19 protein-coding genes are annotated in these 17716 nt (G+C 67.5%); 10 read left to right on the forward strand and 9 right to left on the reverse strand.

The genetic code is table 11. The annotated features are described in order from the left end of the window. Positions 1–75: 75 nt before the first annotated feature. Together ACFQS1_RS40725 and ACFQS1_RS39190 are read right to left on the reverse strand one after the other, a co-directional pair. On the reverse strand, positions 76–273 hold the full coding sequence (locus tag ACFQS1_RS40725) for a hypothetical protein (protein ID WP_465263237.1): 198 nt from the start codon (positions 271–273) through the stop codon (positions 76–78). A 10-nt stretch (positions 274–283) separates the two neighbouring features. Next, on the reverse strand, positions 284–850 hold the full coding sequence (locus tag ACFQS1_RS39190) for a hypothetical protein (protein WP_378977898.1): 567 nt from the start codon (positions 848–850) through the stop codon (positions 284–286). Between the two features lie 221 nt (positions 851–1071). Between ACFQS1_RS39190 and ACFQS1_RS39195 the strand changes: the two genes are divergently transcribed. Further along, positions 1072–1986: a hypothetical protein gene (locus ACFQS1_RS39195; protein ID WP_378977900.1), complete on the forward strand. Its 915-nt coding sequence runs from the start codon at positions 1072–1074 to the stop codon at positions 1984–1986. Between the two features lie 137 nt (positions 1987–2123). Here the strand turns inward: ACFQS1_RS39195 and ACFQS1_RS39200 are convergent, their stop codons facing one another. Further along, positions 2124–2714, reverse strand: coding sequence for a DUF4352 domain-containing protein (locus ACFQS1_RS39200; RefSeq protein ID WP_378977902.1), 591 nt, complete (start codon positions 2712–2714; stop codon positions 2124–2126). 670 nt (positions 2715–3384) lie between these two features. Between ACFQS1_RS39200 and ACFQS1_RS39205 the strand changes: the two genes are divergently transcribed. Both ACFQS1_RS39205 and ACFQS1_RS39210 read left to right on the forward strand, forming a co-directional pair. After that, positions 3385–3993, forward strand: coding sequence for a hypothetical protein (locus tag ACFQS1_RS39205; RefSeq protein WP_378977904.1), 609 nt, complete (start codon positions 3385–3387; stop codon positions 3991–3993). Between the two features lie 175 nt (positions 3994–4168). Next, complete coding sequence (locus ACFQS1_RS39210; RefSeq protein ID WP_378977906.1) at positions 4169–5341, forward strand: Fic family protein; 1173 nt, start codon at positions 4169–4171, stop codon at positions 5339–5341. Between the two features lie 221 nt (positions 5342–5562). Here ACFQS1_RS39210 and ACFQS1_RS39215 read toward each other — a convergent pair whose 3' ends face one another. From ACFQS1_RS39215 to ACFQS1_RS39230, 4 genes are all read right to left on the reverse strand, one after another. Then, entirely contained in the window at positions 5563–5865 is a 303-nt protein-coding gene (locus tag ACFQS1_RS39215; protein WP_378977908.1) for a hypothetical protein, read from the reverse strand. 438 nt (positions 5866–6303) lie between these two features. Next, on the reverse strand, positions 6304–8610 hold the full coding sequence (locus ACFQS1_RS39220; RefSeq protein WP_378977910.1) for a putative bifunctional diguanylate cyclase/phosphodiesterase: 2307 nt from the start codon (positions 8608–8610) through the stop codon (positions 6304–6306). After that, a complete protein-coding gene (locus tag ACFQS1_RS39225; RefSeq protein ID WP_378977912.1) occupies positions 8597–9829 on the reverse strand; it encodes an FIST signal transduction protein in 1233 nt (410 codons plus the stop codon). The genes ACFQS1_RS39220 and ACFQS1_RS39225 overlap by 14 nt, the downstream gene beginning before the upstream one ends. 53 nt (positions 9830–9882) lie before the next feature. After that, positions 9883–10287 (reverse strand): GlcG/HbpS family heme-binding protein, encoded by a 405-nt coding sequence (locus tag ACFQS1_RS39230; protein WP_378977914.1) that lies wholly within the window; start codon positions 10285–10287, stop codon positions 9883–9885. Between the two features lie 93 nt (positions 10288–10380). Between ACFQS1_RS39230 and ACFQS1_RS39235 the strand changes: the two genes are divergently transcribed. The 4 genes from ACFQS1_RS39235 (at position 10381) to ACFQS1_RS39250 (ending at position 13094) form a co-directional block, all read left to right on the forward strand. Continuing rightward, entirely contained in the window at positions 10381–11412 is a 1032-nt protein-coding gene (locus ACFQS1_RS39235) for an NUDIX domain-containing protein (protein ID WP_378977916.1), read from the forward strand. Between the two features lie 52 nt (positions 11413–11464). Continuing rightward, positions 11465–12034 (forward strand): TetR/AcrR family transcriptional regulator, encoded by a 570-nt coding sequence (locus tag ACFQS1_RS39240; RefSeq protein WP_378977918.1) that lies wholly within the window; start codon positions 11465–11467, stop codon positions 12032–12034. Between the two features lie 98 nt (positions 12035–12132). Beyond that, a complete protein-coding gene (locus tag ACFQS1_RS39245; protein WP_378977920.1) occupies positions 12133–12771 on the forward strand; it encodes an FMN-dependent NADH-azoreductase in 639 nt (212 codons plus the stop codon). Then, positions 12768–13094 (forward strand): DMT family transporter, encoded by a 327-nt coding sequence (locus tag ACFQS1_RS39250; protein ID WP_378977922.1) that lies wholly within the window; start codon positions 12768–12770, stop codon positions 13092–13094. Before ACFQS1_RS39245 ends, ACFQS1_RS39250 begins: the two co-directional genes overlap by 4 nt. 17 nt (positions 13095–13111) lie before the next feature. Here ACFQS1_RS39250 and ACFQS1_RS39255 read toward each other — a convergent pair whose 3' ends face one another. Next, a complete protein-coding gene (locus ACFQS1_RS39255; protein ID WP_417629343.1) occupies positions 13112–13597 on the reverse strand; it encodes an Lrp/AsnC family transcriptional regulator in 486 nt (161 codons plus the stop codon). A 116-nt stretch (positions 13598–13713) separates the two neighbouring features. Here ACFQS1_RS39255 and ACFQS1_RS39260 point away from each other — a divergent pair, with 116 nt between their 5' ends. Then, on the forward strand, positions 13714–14328 hold the full coding sequence (locus ACFQS1_RS39260; protein WP_378977926.1) for a hypothetical protein: 615 nt from the start codon (positions 13714–13716) through the stop codon (positions 14326–14328). Here ACFQS1_RS39260 and ACFQS1_RS39265 read toward each other — a convergent pair. Next, positions 14304–14915 carry a TetR family transcriptional regulator gene (locus ACFQS1_RS39265; protein WP_378977928.1) on the reverse strand — a complete coding sequence of 204 codons (612 nt, stop codon included), beginning with the start codon at positions 14913–14915 and terminating at the stop codon, positions 14304–14306. The genes ACFQS1_RS39260 and ACFQS1_RS39265 overlap by 25 nt on opposite strands. A gap of 89 nt (positions 14916–15004) precedes the next feature. Between ACFQS1_RS39265 and ACFQS1_RS39270 the strand changes: the two genes are divergently transcribed. Both ACFQS1_RS39270 and ACFQS1_RS39275 read left to right on the forward strand, forming a co-directional pair. Next, the gene (locus ACFQS1_RS39270) at positions 15005–16447 is read left to right on the forward strand and encodes an MFS transporter (protein WP_378977930.1); all 1443 of its coding nucleotides are present in this window, start codon (positions 15005–15007) and stop codon (positions 16445–16447) included. Between the two features lie 72 nt (positions 16448–16519). After that, entirely contained in the window at positions 16520–17524 is a 1005-nt protein-coding gene (locus ACFQS1_RS39275; RefSeq protein WP_378977932.1) for an aldo/keto reductase, read from the forward strand. The last annotated feature ends 192 nt before the right edge of the window (positions 17525–17716 follow it).

Below are 17716 nucleotides of genomic sequence, written 5' to 3' on the forward strand. Positions count from 1 at the left end.
ATCATCGTGGCGTAGGAACCTTGATGATCTTCTGAACCGGTCATGCCCGTCCTGCTGCCGCCAACCGAGGCGCTTCTACCTTGATCCACCCAAGTCGGACACCACCACGACTTTGCCGGGGCCCTGGGGATCCACCCACGTGCCCCTGAGTATTTCGGCCTCGGTTTCAACAAGCCACTGCTCTGCGGCGCGTTTGGTGTCGAAGGGTGTCGGGCCTTTACGGATGAGACCGTCTGGCCCGGTGTACCGAGCCTGGTAGGCGCCCGATGGCAGCTCACGGACGCTAGCCCGTTAAAGCCTTCGTCGCGCTCCTCATCTTGCGCAAGGTCAAACGAATGGCACCCATTTCGCGCCAAAGTTTAGGGTCGGCGTTGCCGACTCGAATCCAGCGGCGTCCTGCGATCTGAAAATCGATCGTCAACTTCTCCGCCTCTTTATTTATGAGCCTCGGCATACTCTCACCGCCCAATGAAAATGGCTCTAGTAATTTCCATTGAGTATAGAACTCTTTTCCCGGTCCAATCACTGGCGCGAAGGATGGCCACAATTCCCCGTGTGCATCGCCGCCTGACGGGTACACCCGCACGTTGGTAATTGGCTCCGAGCTGTGATTTGTCACGGTAACAGCAGCATGATCAAACTCGGAAATGGGAAGGTCCTCTTCGAGAAATTCCGGTTCTTCTGCCGTGACGATGACGCACCTAGCTCGCGAAATTTCTTGAGCGACATTTTCCAGTCGACGAGATCTGACCTCCCATAACAAGCCTCCTCCTGTTACGGCAAGTGCTAGAACTGTGCCGACGCCCTGCAGCCAGTCGGTTATATTCGGCGCATCCGACGCACTGATCACACCGTAACGGTATAGGTCGTCGGCAAGGTCAGGGCACCGTGGAACGAGCGTGAGGGCTCGGGCTGGCAAGGAGACGTGCAGCCGTACAGCAGCGAAGTACAGCAACCGATCCGCCCGCATCAGCGCGAGTCCGGCTTCCCCGAGCTATCTGACCTCGTACGCGACCTGATCCAACCGAGTCGCCATGACTCGATCGATCACGGGTAGGGCATGATGAAGCCGTGTCCAAGGAAGATCTGGCGCTGCCAGCCTTCGCACTGTCCGTAGTAGTTGCCGCCTGGAACCTACTGAAGTTCAAGTACGACGGCGCCCGGGTGAGAGTCACCCTGAAGCCCGGAACGTTCGATGGACAGGCCCTGGCAGCGATGAACACATACTCTTCTAACCGTGGTCCTGACGCGATCGACAATCGAGGGCTCCGCTTCAACATTGAGGTTGCGCTGGTCGAGATCGAGAACTACGGGCGGACAGCGGTGACGTTGCGAAACGTCGGGCTTGACCTAGGTCGTACGCGGTGGTGGCGATTTGGTTGTCAAACAATCACCTTGCCATATATCAACTTCGACGGATGCGAAGTTAGCAACAAGGCACGGCTTGAGCCTTACGACAATGTCCAATACCTCGTCAACGCTAGTCACGCTCTGCGGCTCGCTCGAGAACGTGGCCGTGGCAAGACGATCAACATTCGTGCTACCGCACAGGTCGTGGGAAGGCGAGCGACCAGGTCGTCGTGGAGGAGGCGCTGGCGGCTGGCACGGTCAGCGCCGCCGAGGCTCTGGCCAGGCGACGGATTCGACCTCGCCCGAGAAATATACCGCTTGCTTTACAGTCGACTGCCTGCCACGGACTCCAAGATTGCCCTTATGCTGCCGGAGCTATCAATGGTGATTGCCGAATGGATAGAGGCAGGCAACAAGGCAACCAGGGAGGCAATCGGGTCGATCATTGACGACCGGCTAAAGCGATGGTCGATCGACGAACCTATTGTGACGACCTTCTGGGCACACGAACTCGCCACAGAGTTCGATCGGGTCGAGGCGTGTCTTCTCGACGGCTCGTCCTTCAAACGCCGCCGACTTGCTCGTGAAGCAGCGATTAGAGCCCGTGGGGAGGATCGCTCTCTCGCGGCTGGGTGACTAACTGGGTGACGACCGAGGGCAATAACGACAGACGACCATGGACATAAGTGGACCGTTCCGGCAGCTCAGCGCAGGTATGGGCGCAGGTCAGCACACCATGATCGTTCCTTGACACGGAAGAAGTCACCAGTCGATTACCCTGCTTGCCAACTTGCGATGATGCCTCCGGTTCCAGCAAGGTCGTCTTCGACGAGCCGGATCTCCTTCATGACGCTCTTCTTGGGAGGCGCGAACGTGAGCCAACCGCGTACGCAGTCGCTCGGAGCGATCTCGCTGTCGTAGGGCAAAGCTGGCTGTCGGGGTTCGGGGGTGATGTCGGCCGGTTTTACCTCGTAGCCGTCCTGAGTCTTAAGTATCCACATACTCCAGCTTGGCGTACTCAAGGCATCAGTGCCGGTATTGCAGATGCGCACATCTGTGTAGAGCCAAACCGTGCCCGGTTCGTACTCTGCCGCAGACCCGCCCAGCTTGGCGGAACGGACAGTAATCTTGCTCCGCTCCCCGACAAAGGTGCCTCCGACCTTGAGCTTCGATGACTCGGCCGGCCTCGGAGAAGTGGATGGGCTAGTCGGAGCGGTCGCGGGCGTGCTGGCCGACTGCGCAACGGCTGGCAACGATCCTGTCGGTGTCAAGTCGGCTGAGCTTCCGCTACCGCCGCAGGCAGCGATCGTTGCCAACGAGACCAGAGCGAGCCCAACGTAAGCGAGTCGGTTTAGTTCATCCACTGGGTCACACTATTCGGCTGCGCTGACGTCCCGCCGCACTGCGACACGACAAGAGTGAGAGCCGACAGTCCACCCTGACTCATCCGTTGGGCTGACGTCTCCAGCTCGGCACCGAAGTGCAGCAGCCAGCTGGAGCAAGACTGAGCCACTCTGGAGATCCATGTGCCAAATCCGTGCCAGATAAGCCGGTCATTGCCGGGGCGTGGCGGGGAGTCGCGAGAAGTCGACTCACGTCCGCGCTGGTAGGCGTCTTGCAGCTCAGGGATCTTTAGTGAGAACCGTCCTGGCAGTGTGGGGGTCAGGGGTTCGAGTCCCCTCAGCTCCACCCCTGGTAAGCGGCTTGATCAGCGATCTGATCTGGCCGCTTTCCACTTCCTGGGGCCTTGAGATCTCACTAGATCTCACAACGACATCCGATCTTACGCAGCCGCGTCGCCGACCGCCTCCGACGCCGGTCGAAGCGCTCCGGTCAACGTCGCGCCGGCGGCGCGCAGAGCGTCGTTTTGGCTGTGGACGTAGACCTTCATCGTGAAGCTCGCGGACGAGTGGCCGAGCCAGGCGGAGATCACCGCTGTCGGGACGCCGCGCAGGTGCACCGTGCGGGAAGACCTGCTCGCGCTCGAAGGCGCGTACGCACAGTTCCTGGGCTGGTGCTTCCAGGACCTGGGCGATGAGGCAGCGTCGGAGCGGTGGTACGCCCCGGGCGCTGCTCGCCGCCCATGAGGTCGACGACCCCAACATGATCGCGTCGGTGCTGTCGATGCGATCGAATGCTGCCTGGGACGCCGGTGACCCGCAGCGCGCCGCGGCGCTCGCCGAGGCGGCGACCCGGCCCCGCGCTGCGCCAGGCGTCCTCGCCCTGTCGCACCAGCAGGCGGCACGCGCGTACGCCCGGCTCAGCGACCGCACGATGGCCGACCGTGCCCTCGCTGCGGCCGCCCGGCGGCCCCAGGCCGCCGGCCGTGACCCTGAGCGGGAACCGCCCTGGATCTACTTCTTCGACGAGGACCGGTTCGCCGTGCAGCGCGCTCTCGTGCTGCGCGAGCTCGGCGACCACGGCGCCGCCCCTGACTTGTTCCGTACCGCACTCGACCGCATGCCGCAAGCCTTCCAGCGAGACCGCGCCGTCTACCTCGCCCGGCTCGCTCACGCGCTCGCACTCGCCGGGCAGCTCGACGAGGCAGAAGCGGTCGCGACCGAGGCGCGTCAACTGGCGGACATCACCGGGTCACGCCGTGCACTCGACGAGCTGGCGGCAGCCGCCGAGCCTGTCAGATAGGGGTGTTTCGCAGCAAGGGCGTTGTCCCACGGAGCCTGCGTAACTCACCGTGGTTGAATTTCACGCCAGTAATTTAAAGTAAAGCCCTGAAAACTTGGAATCTTGCAAGTGGTTCACACTCCGTGGTTGAAAAGCAAGGCGAACTTTTCAAGGTTTCCGTGGTTTACTTCAAATCATGGAAGACGCAGCGTTCCAATCGTCCCCTGTTGGGTCACTTGTCCAGATCAGTGGCTGGGACCCGCGGTATAGCGAGAACTACGAGTGTTCCGCCTTTATCGCGAACCCGCTGCCGGACACGCTGCAACTGGGACAGGAGACCTACTTGGCCGCGTCCGACGCGGCCGTAGCCGTAGCGCGACTGGACCAGGCGGCGTTTCGGCTCCCTAACCCCGGACTGCTGGCGAGACCGGCTATCCGGCGCGAGGCCGTCGCCACCTCAGCGCTCGAAGGCACCTACGCGGCGTTCGACGACGTGCTCGAGGCCGATTTCCTCAACCGCGACCAGCTCACCGAGTCGGTCGCCGAGGTCCACAACTACGTCGAGGCGGCGGAGCTGGCCTTCGATTGGATCAAGGACAAGCCGATCACCGTCGGCATGCTCGAAACGCTGCAGGAGATGCTCGTACGCGGGACCCGCGGCGACTCCTACGACGCCGGCCGGATCCGGACGGTGCAGGTGTTCATCGGCGCAGACGGCGGGCGCGTGAACGACGCACGGTTCGTGCCGTCGCCACCCGGCGACCAACTGCGCGCCGGCATCGACGCGTGGGCCTCGTGGCTCATGGCCCGGGACACCATTCCGCTGGTCATCAAGATGGCGCTCGGCCACTACCAGTTCGAAACCCTGCATCCCTTCAACGACGGCAACGGTCGGCTCGGCCGGCTCGTCTGCGTCCTGCAGCTCGCCCACGCAGGAGAACTCCGGGTGCCGGTGCTGAACCTGTCGCCGTGGCTCGAAGGTCGCCGCCGCCAGTATCAGGACCACCTGCTCAACGTGAGCGCCACCGGGGATTTCGAGCCTTGGATCCGGTTCTTCGCCGAAGCCGTACGGGCACAGGCGATCCGGGCTGTCGAGAAGATCGACGCCCTGCACGACTGGCGGGACGAAGCCCACAAGCAGCTGGTGAAGGCGGACGTCCGCGGCGTGGCCACGCGCATTGTCGAGGACCTGATCGGGTACCCGCTGATCAACGCGACGGTTTCCGCCGAGCGATTCGAGGTCTCGTACCAGGCCGCCAACACGGCGATCCGGCGCCTGGTCCAGCTCGGCATCCTGGAGGAGCGCACAGGCCGGAAATACGGGCGTGTCTTCGCGGCGCGACGCGTGCTGAACATCATCAACAGCTGATCTCCGGCGAGGCCCGCAGCCGCTACTGAGCCGCTCGCGTAGGCCGAGCCGGCGGCGTGCAGCCCCAGTAGCGGTAGCGTCTCGGGACGCGTCCTGGAGCGCTTTTCCGCCTTCCCGGCCGACCTGCCGCTTCCCGTTACTCCTGAACGTCTTCGCTGGTGAAAGCGGATAGCGGCGCCGCTATCCGAGCAGGGTCGTGCCGCTGTCCGCTACCTGTGCCGCTACTCCAGCTCGGCGTCGAGCAGCTCCCGGGTCTCGGCCACGACCACCTCACGCTCCTTGCCGGTCAGTTCGACGATCTGCTTGATCAGAACGTCGTGCAGCACCAGCGTGCCGCCGGCCAGGTTGCTGATGTCGACCACCGAGGTGTCGGTCTCGTCGTCGTACAGCGCGGTGCAGCAACCGGTCTGATTGAGGTGATCGACCGCGCGGTCCACGATGACCGTTTCGTCGGTGTCGAGCCCGATGCTGGCGGCGTCGAGAAGTACGTGGGCGGCCAGCCGGCCGGGTTCTGTGGTCGTCATCGGGCGAGGGTGCCACACAGCCATGATCATGCCTATGAGGATCGCCGGTCGCGCCCTACGCGATGAACGGCAGTGCCGTCGCGGGATGTGATCTCACTCGCGTGTCACAGAACGTCTTGAACGACACGGACCACGGCGACGGCCAGGACGCGGGCGAACCCCTGACCTGGACACGAACCGACGTGATGGACACCATGGACGGTTCCCATCACGATGGCAGTGTGGGGGTCAGGGGTTCGAGTCCCCTCAGCTCCACCAGTCGATGGCGGCCTGTGTTCGCGGAAAGCGCGAACCGGGTCGCCTCGTCATATCTGCTCCGGGGGCCGAGCCCCCGGAAGCCCCGCGTTGCGGTGGTTGCGCTGGGGGCGTTGCCTGCGCTCGCCCGGTGGTTGCGCTGGGGCCGTTGCCTGCGCTCGCCCAGTGCTTGCGCTCGGTGGGCTAGCGGCGGGCCGGTTGCGGTCTTGGGCTGGTCGGCGCTTTGCGGGGCTTGTCTTGGGCGGTTTGCAGGTATTCGGCGGCTGCGGTGGGTACCAAGGGGCGGGACAAGTGGTAGCCCTGGCCGATCCGGCAGCCCAGGGTGCGCAAGGTGGCCAGCTGGTCGGCGTCCTCGATGCCCTCGGCCACGGTCTGCAGGCGCAGGGCCTCGGCCAGGTCGATGACCGTGCGCACCAAGGCTAAGTCCTCGGCGCTGCGGTTCATGGCGTTGATGAACGACCGGTCGATCTTCAGCTCGTCCACCGGGAACCGGCGCAGGTAGGACAGCGACGAGTAGCCCGTGCCGAAATCGTCGATGGCGACCCTGAGTCCCAGGTCCTTGAGGCGCGTCATCTGGTGGCCGGCCATCTCCGGGTCCCTGATCATCGCCGTCTCGGTCAGCTCCAGGGTCAGCGCGGCGGCCGGAACTCCCTCGATGAGCAGGGTGTCCGCCACGTGCGAGACGAAGTCTCGATCGAGCAGTTGGCGTGGTGCGATGTTCAGGTTGAGGCCGAGTCCGGGAAAGTCACACCGCCACCGGGCCAGCTGGCGTACGCCCTCGCGGAGCGCCCACAGCCCCATGTCGACAATGAGGTCGCTCTCCTCGGCGATCCCGATGAACTCGTCCGGCGGAACGACGCCCCGGCGCGGACAGGTCCATCGCATGAGGGCCTCGACCCCGACCGGCCGCAGGCTGCGGAGGTCTACCAGCGGCTGGTAGTGCAGTCGCAGATCGCCCTGCTGCAACGCGCGCTGCAGGTCCGCGACGAGGTCGAGCCGCTCGACGGTTTCCGCCAGCATTTGCGGTTCGAAGACGACGACCTGCGAGGCGCCGCGCTTCTTGGCGGTGTACATCGCCACATCGGCGTTGCTGAGCAGGTCGTCGGCGGTGTCGTCGGCGGAGTTGCGCGCGGACACGCCGACGCTGGCGCCGATGAGGGCGTCGCGGGCGGCGATGCGGAACGGCTGGCGTAGCGACTCGACGAGGCTTTCGGCGACCCGGACGGCGTCGTCCAGGGTGATGTCGCGGAGCAGCACGGCGAACTCGTCACCACCGATACGGGCGGCCATGTCCTCGGCCCGCAGGCGCTGGGCGATACGTCGCGACACGGCCGCCAGCAAGGCGTCGCCGGCGCGATGACCGAGGCTGTCGTTGACCGACTTGAACCGGTCGAGGTCGATGAACAGTACGATGTCGTCGCGGCGCTCGGCCAGGGCCTCGCGGAGCCGCTGAAGAAACAGCGTCCGGTTGGGCAGGCCGGTCACCGGGTCGTGCTGCGCCTGGGTGACCGCCTCGACCGTACGGGCGTCGGTGAGCGCGAGGCTGGCCTGCTGGGCGAACGCCACCAGCAGGTCCTGCTGCTCGGCGAACCGATCGGCGCCGGCGTCGTCGAGCACCGCGACCAGGCTCCCGGCGATCTCGTGGCCGACCGACACGGGGGCGGCGGTGAGCCGCGTGCGCCCGGCCGGCGTGGTCAGGACCGCGTCGTCGGAAACGTGCGACCCGGTGGCGATCGACCGTCCGGCGACCTTCAGCGCGGCTTCGTGATCGGCCACCGCGGCCAAGTCGCCGGAGACCACGGTCAGCGACCGCGCGGTCGAGGAGTCGGCCAGGACCAGCAGCACCGGACGGTGGTTCAGCAGTTCGGCCGCGCCGGCGGTGACCGCGTCGAGCACCTGGGCGAGCGGGTGCCGGGCCGCCACCGCCTGCTGGATGGTGAGCAGTTGCTCGAGCAGGCGCTGCCGGTTCCGTACCTCCTCCAGGAGCGCGAGTCGCTCCGCGGCCTCTCGTTCCTTGTCCCGGAGCAGGACCTGTTGCTCTTCGCGCAGCGAGCGTTCCGCGGTCAGCGCCCGCAAGTTCCGCAGCACCAGGCTCAGCAGTTGCGCCATGGCCTGCACGGTCTGGCGCTCCGGCCCGGCCAGGGCCAGGTCGAGCCGGCCGACGACGAGGAAATCCCCGGTACCCCGGCCGAGCCGGGCGGCGAAGGTGTGGACCTCGCCCAGCCCGGCCAGCCGCACCGACCGGGCCGATCCGATGGTGCGCAGCGTCTCGGTCTCGGCCGCGTCGCCGGCCAAGCCCCAGTGCGCCCGCACCTCGCCCTCGATGACCACCGCGGCGATCTCGGCCTCGAGCGCCTCGCTCGCCCGTTCGACGGCCAGCCGAAGGACCTCGTCCTCGTCGGCGCTGCCGGTCAGGACGGCGCAGAACTCGGTCAGCTGCAGCGTCGACCAGTGATGCGTGACCAGGCTCGGATCATCAGCCGAGCGCAAGGGAAACCATCGTCAGGTGATGCATGCCGGTCGCGCCACGGTATCGGGCTATTTCGCCGTACGAATAGAAACCGCCGAAGGGTACGCCGGGGAAGATGCGCTCGATTTCCGCGAATTCGCGGCGTACGCCGGCCGGGCCGAGCTCGCGGCGGCGTACGGCGCAGTCGAAGGTCAGCAGGCCGATCGGCGTGGCGCCACCGAGCGTGCGTACGGCCTGCTGGCAGGATTCCGTGCTGCCCGCCACGAGCGAGTCCAGGTCGCCCTCCATCATCCAGGCCAGTCCGCCCTGCGGGATGCCGGCCGAGCACCACACCGAGCGGTCCGCGAGGTCGACGCCTTGAATGACGCGGATCTCCTCGCCGGACCGGGTCGCCACGCCCAGCGGATACTCCAACGCCGCCAGGCGGAACGAATCCGACCCGGTGAGCACCGACTCGTCCAGGCCCACCCGCGCGAGGAACACGTCCAGGGCCGGCTCGTTGTCGAACTCGTACACCTTCAGGCCGTCGCTGTCGGTGACCACCATGGGATCGCCCGACCGGCGCCAGCCGTGCGCCACGCCGAGGCCGATCGGTTGCGGCGACCCGATGGCGACACCGACGACCGCGTCCTTGTAGATCTCCACGCCGCTGCTGTCGCCGGCGAACTGACACGTACGGTTGAATTGCCAATCGTCGCTGGACAGGCCGCCGACCAGCGGAACGGCCGCACCCGCGGTGCCGTAGGCGCCGCGCACGATCTCCACATTGTCGGTCAGCGTGGCGTCGATGAGCAGCACGAGAACCTTGTGGGCGTGGCTCAGCCGGGCCAGCCCGGCGGCGGCGAGACCACCCGCGGCACGCTCGTTGCCCTCGACGTCTCTCGCCACTTCGATCTCGTAGCCGAATTCGTCTCCGCCGAACGCCACGACCGAGACCGAGAACCCGGCCGGATCGGCCGAGGCGGCCATCGGCTCGATGGTCGAGCACCCGGCGATCTTGGTGTTTCGCCCGGCGCGGGACCTGACCCCGTCGAGGAGCGGCTGCATGTCGACATGGTCCCGGGCGAACACCAGGATGAGACCGGGCTCCGGCCGGCCGGCGACGGCGGCGGCGGTCGCCTCCGCTCCGGCGGTGAACGCGTCGGTGGCGACGCTGCGGCCGGCGCCGAACCATCGGCCGTCCGGGGATGTTGTGGCCACTGTGCCCGCCAGATCGGACGGGAGCGAAGTACGCGACATGGCGCCCTTATCGGCGGGGGCGCCGACCTCTTGAGGATCCTCCTGCCGTCCGCTCAGGTGAGCCCCGCAAGTGCGGCCTCGGCGCACTCGTCGTCCTGTTCCGGTAGTCCGCCGCTGACCGCGATGGCGCCGAGGACGGCGTCGGCACGCCGGATCAACATGGAGCCCGCGCCCGCCAGGATGGGGCGGCCCGCGGCCCGATCGACCTGACTGAAGAAGGCGGGCCATGCCTGCTGCATCTGGCGCAGAGCTGCGCCGTCCCGCCGGATGAGGGCCACGCTCGCCGCCTTGTGCTCGGCAATTCCGGCCGAGAGCGGCGGCGCGCCGTCCATGCGGCCGAGGGCTTGCAAGTGGCCGCCCTCGTCGACGACGGCGACGGCGATGGAGGCGCTCAGCTCCCGGGCTCGCCGATGGGCGCTGTCGATCAATTCGTGGGCCTCGCGCAGGGTTATCGGCATGTCGCTCCTTTAGTGGACACCTGTCCTTGCATGGATGACTGTAGGCTGATGGTCGCCCGTAGTGCAAGATCGATGACTGGAATGATCTCCCTCATGGACAGCGCCCCGAGAGTTCCCGCCGCTCCTCGCCGGCCCAATGCCCGGGGCCAGGGCGAGCTGCTGCGCACCGAGATCGTTTCGTGCGCGGTACGGATGCTCGACGAGCTCGCCGACGATGAAGCGCTGTCCCTGCGCGCGGTAGCACGCGGACTCTCCATCTCGCCGACCTCGGTCTATCTCTACTTCCCGGACCGTGATGCGCTCGTGCTGGCCGCCATGCAGCGCTGCCACGACGACATGCTGCAAATCGCTTCCGCCGCGGAGGAGAGCGTCGATACCCCGGCGTCGCGTCTACGCGCGCGGATCCGGGCGCAGGCGACCTGGGCGCAGGAGCATCCCGGCCTGTACAAGGTGATGCACGAAAGCAAGGCCAGCCGGCATCCCGGCATGCCATTCAAAGAGGTCATGCTGGCGCGGACCGCGGCCGCCATCCAGGAGTGCATGGACGCCGGAACCGCCCCGCCGGCCGACTCGCTGACCGTGGCCCTCGACCTCCGCGCCGCGGTGATCGGCATGCTCTCGTTACGGATCAACGAGCCCAACCTCCCGTGGCCGCCCCTGGCGGAGCAGGTCGATCGCTTCCTCACCAAGCTCGTCGGGCTCGCCCCGCAAACGGAGCCTGACGAGGGCGCCCGCATCGTCGCGGCGTTGCTGCGGGACGGCGATCGGGTGCTGCTCTGTCATCGAGCTCCCGGGCGCCGTTGGTACCCCGATGTCTGGGACCTGCCCGGTGGGCACGTGGAGCCGGGGGAACTGCCCGGCGCGGCACTTGCTCGCGAGCTTCGGGAGGAGCTGGGCATCGGCATCGCGGCGCCGTCGGGTCCGCCCCTGCGCGAAGTTCGTACCGACACGCTGGTCATGCGGATCTGGCTGGTCGAGGAGTGGACGGGGTCTCCGGTCAACGCCGCGCCGGAGGAACACGATGCCATCGGGTGGTTCGCGGCGGACGCGCTCGGCGAACTCCGCCTGGCTCATGACGGCTACCTGGCGCTGTTCAGCAAGGTCCTTGCCGACCAGCGAGCCTGACGACGCGCGATCAAGTCCGCTGCCTTCGGCCGGCACTGGCTACGGTGGGTGCGTGACGACTTCGGGAGACGCCGAGCGCGCCGACGCGGCACGGAACCGTTCCCGGGTTCTGGCGGCGGCTGAGCAGTTGTTCACCGCTCGCGGACCGGAAAACGTCACGATGGAGGACGTCGCCCGGGTGGCCGGCGTCGGCCGGGCGACGCTGTATCGCCGCTATCGCGATCTGGCGAGCATCGCGGTTGCCCTGCTCGACAGGCATGAGGCGAAGCTGCAGGAGCAGCTCATGGGTGGCCGCCCGCCGCTGGGGCCGGGAGCGTCACCCGCGGACCGCCTCTGCGCGTTCTACTCCGCGATGGTCGAGCTCCTGGAGCAGCATCTCCCCCTCGTTCTCGGCGCCGAGATCGGCAGCTCCCGGTTCGAGACCGGGGCCTACGGATTCTGGCGCGCCCACGTACGGGCGCTGCTGGTCGAGGCCGGGGTGCCGGATCCGGAGACGATGGTCGACGTGGCGCTGGCGCCACTGGCGCCGGACGTCTACCGCTATCAGCGTCACGTGCTCGGCCTGTCGTCCAGCAGGGTGGCCGGCTCGCTGCACGTTCTCGCCCGCCGCCTGCTCGGCTGACGCCGGGTCGCTGTGGCCCTCCCGACACTATGTGGACGCCGTGTCCACTTCCGTTACGCTGGAAGTGGACACGGTGTCCACATATCCGGGAGGGCGTCATGACACACCTGTTCCATCTCGACTCCAGCCCGCGCGCGGCGGGCTTCTCGCGGCAGATCGGCGCCGCCTACGCGCGAGCTTGGCGGGCCGCAAACCCGGGCGGCCGATACACGTACCGGGATCTGACGGCAGAACCGGTCCCCTTCATCGACGAGGCGTGGACCGAGATCTGCGACTACGCCCTGGAAAATGAGATCACGGATCCGGAACGCCTGTCCGAGGGAGCCCGGACGGTGCGGCAAAAAGCCGCTTGGGCGGTCGTCGAGCCACTCCTCAACGACTTGGTGTCCGCCGACGTGGTCCTGATGGGCGTACCGATGCACAACTTCTCCGTGCCGGCTTGCCTCAAAGCGTGGATCGATCAGGTGACTTTCCCTCGGGCGGCGATCCGGGCCCGTGTGGTTGTCGCCGGCGCTCGCGGGGGAACCTACGTCCCGGGAAGTCCCCGGCATCCCTTCGATCACCAAGAGCGTTACCTTCGCGACTTCTTCAAGGGCCATTTCGCCGTGGACGACATCACCTTTGTCACCGCGGAGCTCACCAACGCCCGCGTCGATCCGTACCTCGGCGCTCGCCGGAAGGATTTCGAAGCCTCGGTCCGCGACGCCCTGAAGACCGCCGGGGGGCTGGCGTCATGACATGGTGGACGCTCCTTGCCGCCGGACTCGTCGAGGTTGCCTGGTCGCAGAGCATCAAGCCGACGCAGAACTTCACCCGTCCGCTGCCGACACTGCTTTGCGTGGTTCTTGCCATGGGCTCGGTCTATCTCCTCTCCCGCGCGATGCAGACGCTTCCGGTCGGGCTCTCGTACGCGGTGTTCACCGGGATCGGCGCAGTCGGCGCCATCGTGCTCGGCGTGCTGGTGCACGGTGACCGGATAAGCGCCGGGCGCGCGACAGCATTGACCCTCATCGTCGGCGGCGTGATCCTCGCCGCGCTGACGACCTCGGAGAACGCCTGAAGTAACAGCGGCGAGCCTCAGCGCGCACGTTTCGGGCGCGGCGGCACGGACGGCTGCGGATACGGTCGCTCGTCGACGACGCTCTTCATCACGATCGTCGATGTGAGCCGTCGGACGCCCGGAAGCGTGGCCAGCTTCTCGTCCCGGAGGCGCTGGTAGGCGGCGATGTCGGCGGTGGCCACGCGGATGATGTAGTCGGGCTCGCCGAAGAGTCGTTCCGCATGCCGGACCTCGGCGACGCCGACGAGACTGCGCTCGAACGCGTCGATCGTGCCGGCGTCCTCGCGGTCCATGGTGACCGAGATGAGCACCTCGAAGCCCAGGCCGAGCGCGGCCGGGTCGACGACGGCCCGGTATCCCTTGATCGCGCCGGTCCGCTCGAGCTCGCGGAGCCGCCGATGGCAAGGCGCCGCGCTGAGCCCGACCCGCTGGGCCAGCTCGGTGACGGTGAGCCGGCCATCCTCCTGCAAGAGCGCAATTATCTTGCGGTCAATGGCGTCCACGCGCATGATATTACCTCAACCGCGCCATTTCCGGAATGAATGCGCAAAGAAATGAAGCAACAAATGAACTATTCTTCCGATCGGTACGCGTTTTGCCGTCGGAGGCTGGGCACGCCATGGAACGCTTCGCATTGCTGTTCGACGTCCTCCCGTTCGCCGCGACAGGGTTCGGGATCCCGCAGTATCTGCCGCAGATCACCAAACTGCGCCGCACGCGGGACCCGGCCGGGGTTTCCTGGTCCTGGGCCACGCTCACCTGCGTCAACAACGCGGCGTGGTTCGCCTACTTCGCATCGTCCGGGTACTGGACGGCGCTGGTTCCGTCGTCCGCCGCGACGCTGCTGGCCGCGACGGTCGCCGTCCTGCTCACCCGATTGGGGCGCGCCGGCCGGCGACCCGCGGCGGGCGTGGGCGCCTGGACGGTGGTCCTCGCCGGGGCTGTCGTCGTCGCCGGCATCCCGGGGCTCGGGACGGTGCTGACCGCTGCCTCGATCATCCAGGTGACGCCGTCGATCGTGACCGCGTACCGGACCCGCCGGCCGACGGGCGTCTCGGTCGGCACCTGGCTTCTCGTGCTCGGCGAGGTCTCCTGCTGGACCATGTACGGCCACTATCGCTCCGACCCCCGCCTGATCGCGCTCGGCATCACCGGCATCACCGCGAGCCTTCTCATGCTCGCGAGGGTTCAGTACACGACGAAGCGCGGCTATCGACCGTTACCGTCCGAATAGTCGGCGGCCGGCCGATAGGCGGCCAGCACGGTCGCGAGGACGGCGCGCTGGGCGTCGGCCTCGGTGAGGTTTCCCGCGGTGGTCTCGGCCGCCGCGGCGTGCATCAGCGTGTAGGCGACCGTGACCAGCCACTGCTCGGGCAGGTCGGTCCGGAAGACGCCGGCCTGCCGCCCGCGGCGGATCAGGGCGGCCAGCCGGGCGAGATGCCGATCGTGGTGGGACCGGATGCGCTCGGGGGGCAGCTCCTGCTCGGCTGCCGCGAGCACGGCGCGGAACTGGTTGACGATCTGCCAGCTTTCGGCGATCAGCCGGGTGAGGGCGACGGCCGGCTCGCCGTCGGTGTCGATGGTGTCCAGCACCGCGTTCGCCTCCTCGGACACCCGCCGGAAGACCGCATCCAGCAGGTCGGCGCGCGTCGGGAAGTGCCCGTACAGCGTCACCCGGCCCACCCCGGCCGTCTTCGCGATCTCCGCGATCGTCACGTCCGGGTTTTCGATCAGGCACTGCTGCGCCGCGGCCAGGATCGCGTCGATGTTGCGGCGGGCGTCGGCCCGCCTGCCGTCGGTCCCGGCCGGTCGAGGTGCCATCGGTCACTCCTAACTTGAACTTCGGTGTACGAGTTATGGTAGCGTACGCCGAAGTTGAACATCCATGTACGAGTTAGGGGACGAACGCGATGACCACAACGACCACCCCGGCGGCCGCCGTCCGGCCACCGGCCGCTGGGCGCCGGCGCTGGCTCGTGCTGGGCCTGCTCGCCGCGGCCCAGCTGATGCTGGTGCTCGACGTGACCGTGGTGAACGTGGCGCTGCCGGACATCAGCGCCGCATTGCACCTCGACCGGGCCGTCATCCCGTGGGTGATGACGGCCTACACACTGGTGTTCGGCGGGCTGATGCTGCTCGGCGGGCGCATCGCCGACATCGTGGGGCCGCGCCGCGTGATGCTGACCGGCCTCGCCGTCTTCACCGTCTCCTCGCTGGTCTGCGCCACCGCAGGCAGCGCGCCAGCGCTGCTCGCCGGCCGGGCCGCGCAGGGGCTGGGCGCCGCGCTCTTCTCGCCGGCGGCGCTCGCGCTGGTCACCGCGACCTTCACCGGCCCGGCCCGGGCGAAGGCGCTAGGCGTCTGGGGCACGCTGGGCGCGGCCGGCACCGCGTTCGGCGTCACCCTCGGCGGGCTGGTGACCTCCGCCCTGGGCTGGGAGTGGATCTTCGCGATCAACCTGCCGATCGGCGTACTCCTGCTGGTGCTGTTGCCCTTCCTGGTCGCCGCGCCGGCGCGGCGCGCGACCTCCGCCGCCCTGGACGTTCCCGGCGCCCTGCTGGTGACCGCCGGCACCGCCGCGGTCATCTACGGTCTGGTCAACGCCGGCGGCAGCGGCTGGTCGGCGCCCGGCACGCTGCTCCCGCTCGGCGCCGGTCTGGTGTTGTGGATCCTGTTCGCCCTGGTCGAGCGGGCCACCGCGGCGCCGCTGCTCCGCGTTGCGCTGCTGACCGAGCGACCGGTGGCCGCCGGTGCGTTCCTCATGCTGGTCGCGACCGCGCTGATGGTGGGCGAGTTCTTCCTCGGCTCGTTCGTGCTGCAGCGGGCGTACGGGCTCAGCGCGGTCGAAGTGGGCCTGATCTTCCTGCCGGTCGGCATCGCGGTCGGCGCCGGCGCGCACACCGCCGGCCGGTTGCTCGCCAAGATCTCCACCAAGGTGATCGCCGCGACCGGGCTCGCGCTGGCGGGTGCCGGCCAGGCCACCGCGGCCTTCGCCACCGTTCCGGCGGTGCTGGTGACCGGCCTCGCGGTCGCGGCTCTGGGCACCGGCGCCGTGTTCGTCACCGCCTTCACCGCGGCGCTGGCCACCGCCGACCCGGCGACCGGCGGCCTGCGATCGGCCCTGGTGAACACGTTCCACGAGCTCGGCGGCGCCTTCGGGGTGGCCGTGCTGTCCACCGTCGCCGGCGCCGCACTGGCCGCCGTCCACCCGGCGGCCGGGGACTTCACCGCGGCCTTCACCGTGGCGGCCGTCCTGGCCGGCGGCGCGGCGGTGACAGCGCTCGCGCTGGTGCCCGCCGTGGTCCGCGCGCCGGCGCCGGGCCATCACCACGCACACGGAGCAAACCATGGCTGACGCCGCCCGCCGCTTTCCGGCGTCGTCAGCACCGGTCGCCACGACCGGCCGAGATTGATACAGGAGACGATTGTGGAATACACAAACCTTGGGAGCACGGGTCTGCAGGTGAGTCGGCTCTGCCTGGGCACGATGACTTTCGGCCGTGAGATCGATGAGGCGGAAAGCCACGGCCTGCTCGATCGCTTCGTGGACGCCGGTGGCAACTTCGTGGACACCGCCGATGCGTACGGCGCCGGGCGCTCGGAGGAGATCGTCGGGAGCTGGTTGCAGAAGAAGAACCGCGACGACGTCGTGGTCGCCACCAAGGTCCGATTCGGCGATGGCCTCAACCGGCGCGGCCTGGGCCGCAAGCATATTTTGCGGTCGGTGGACGAGAGCTTGCGTCGGCTGGGCACCGGGCACATAGATCTCTACCAGGTGCACATGTGGGATTACGGCACGCCGATCGAAGAGACCCTGAGCACCCTTGACTCCTTGGTCACCGGGGGAAAGGTGCGCTACCTGGGCATCAGCAACGTGGCCGGATGGCAGTTGCAGCGCACGATCGACACCTGCCGGGCAATGGGCTGGGAGCGCATTGTCTCCCTTCAGCCGCTGTACAACCTGCTCGACCGCGAAGCCGAATGGGAACTCATCCCGGTCTGCCGGAACGAGGGTTTGGGCATCATTCCCTGGAGCCCACTGCGTGGCGGTTGGCTCACCGGCAAATTCCGCAGAGGTGACCGGCCGTCCGCCGGGGAGAGCCGGATCGGTGACACCACCAACTCGGATCCCGGCTGGACCGAGGCGTGGGGAAACTATGACAACGAACGGACGTGGAAGGTGATCGATGCCCTCACGCTTGTGGCCGAGAAGATCGATCGCACTCCCGCACAGGTGGCGCTGAACTGGTTGCTGGAGCGGCCCGGAGTGACCGCACCGATTTTGGGCGTGCGATCGCCGGCTCAGTTGGACAACAATCTCGCTGCCGTCGGCTGGGAACTCGACGAGGGCAGTCGCTCCAGCCTCGACGAGGCGAGCAAGAAGCCGGCTCCCTATCCGTACACCCTGCTGGAAGACCTCCGCGATGTCTGACCGCAAGAATTCGAGCGGAAAGGGTGTTGGTGAGCCGCGTCTCGTCGGATCTCGGCGCGCGCGCAATCTAGTACGGCAGCCGCCATTTGCTAGCTGGCCAGGACATAGTCTCGTCGGAGACGTGCGCGTTGGTGGAACCAGCGTGCTCGGGCTTGGTGGCGGCGGCGCCAGTTGCGCCAGTGGGTGTCGTGG

Source organism: Paractinoplanes rhizophilus (assembly GCF_042664765.1).
GTDB lineage: Bacteria > Actinomycetota > Actinomycetes > Mycobacteriales > Micromonosporaceae > Actinoplanes > Actinoplanes rhizophilus.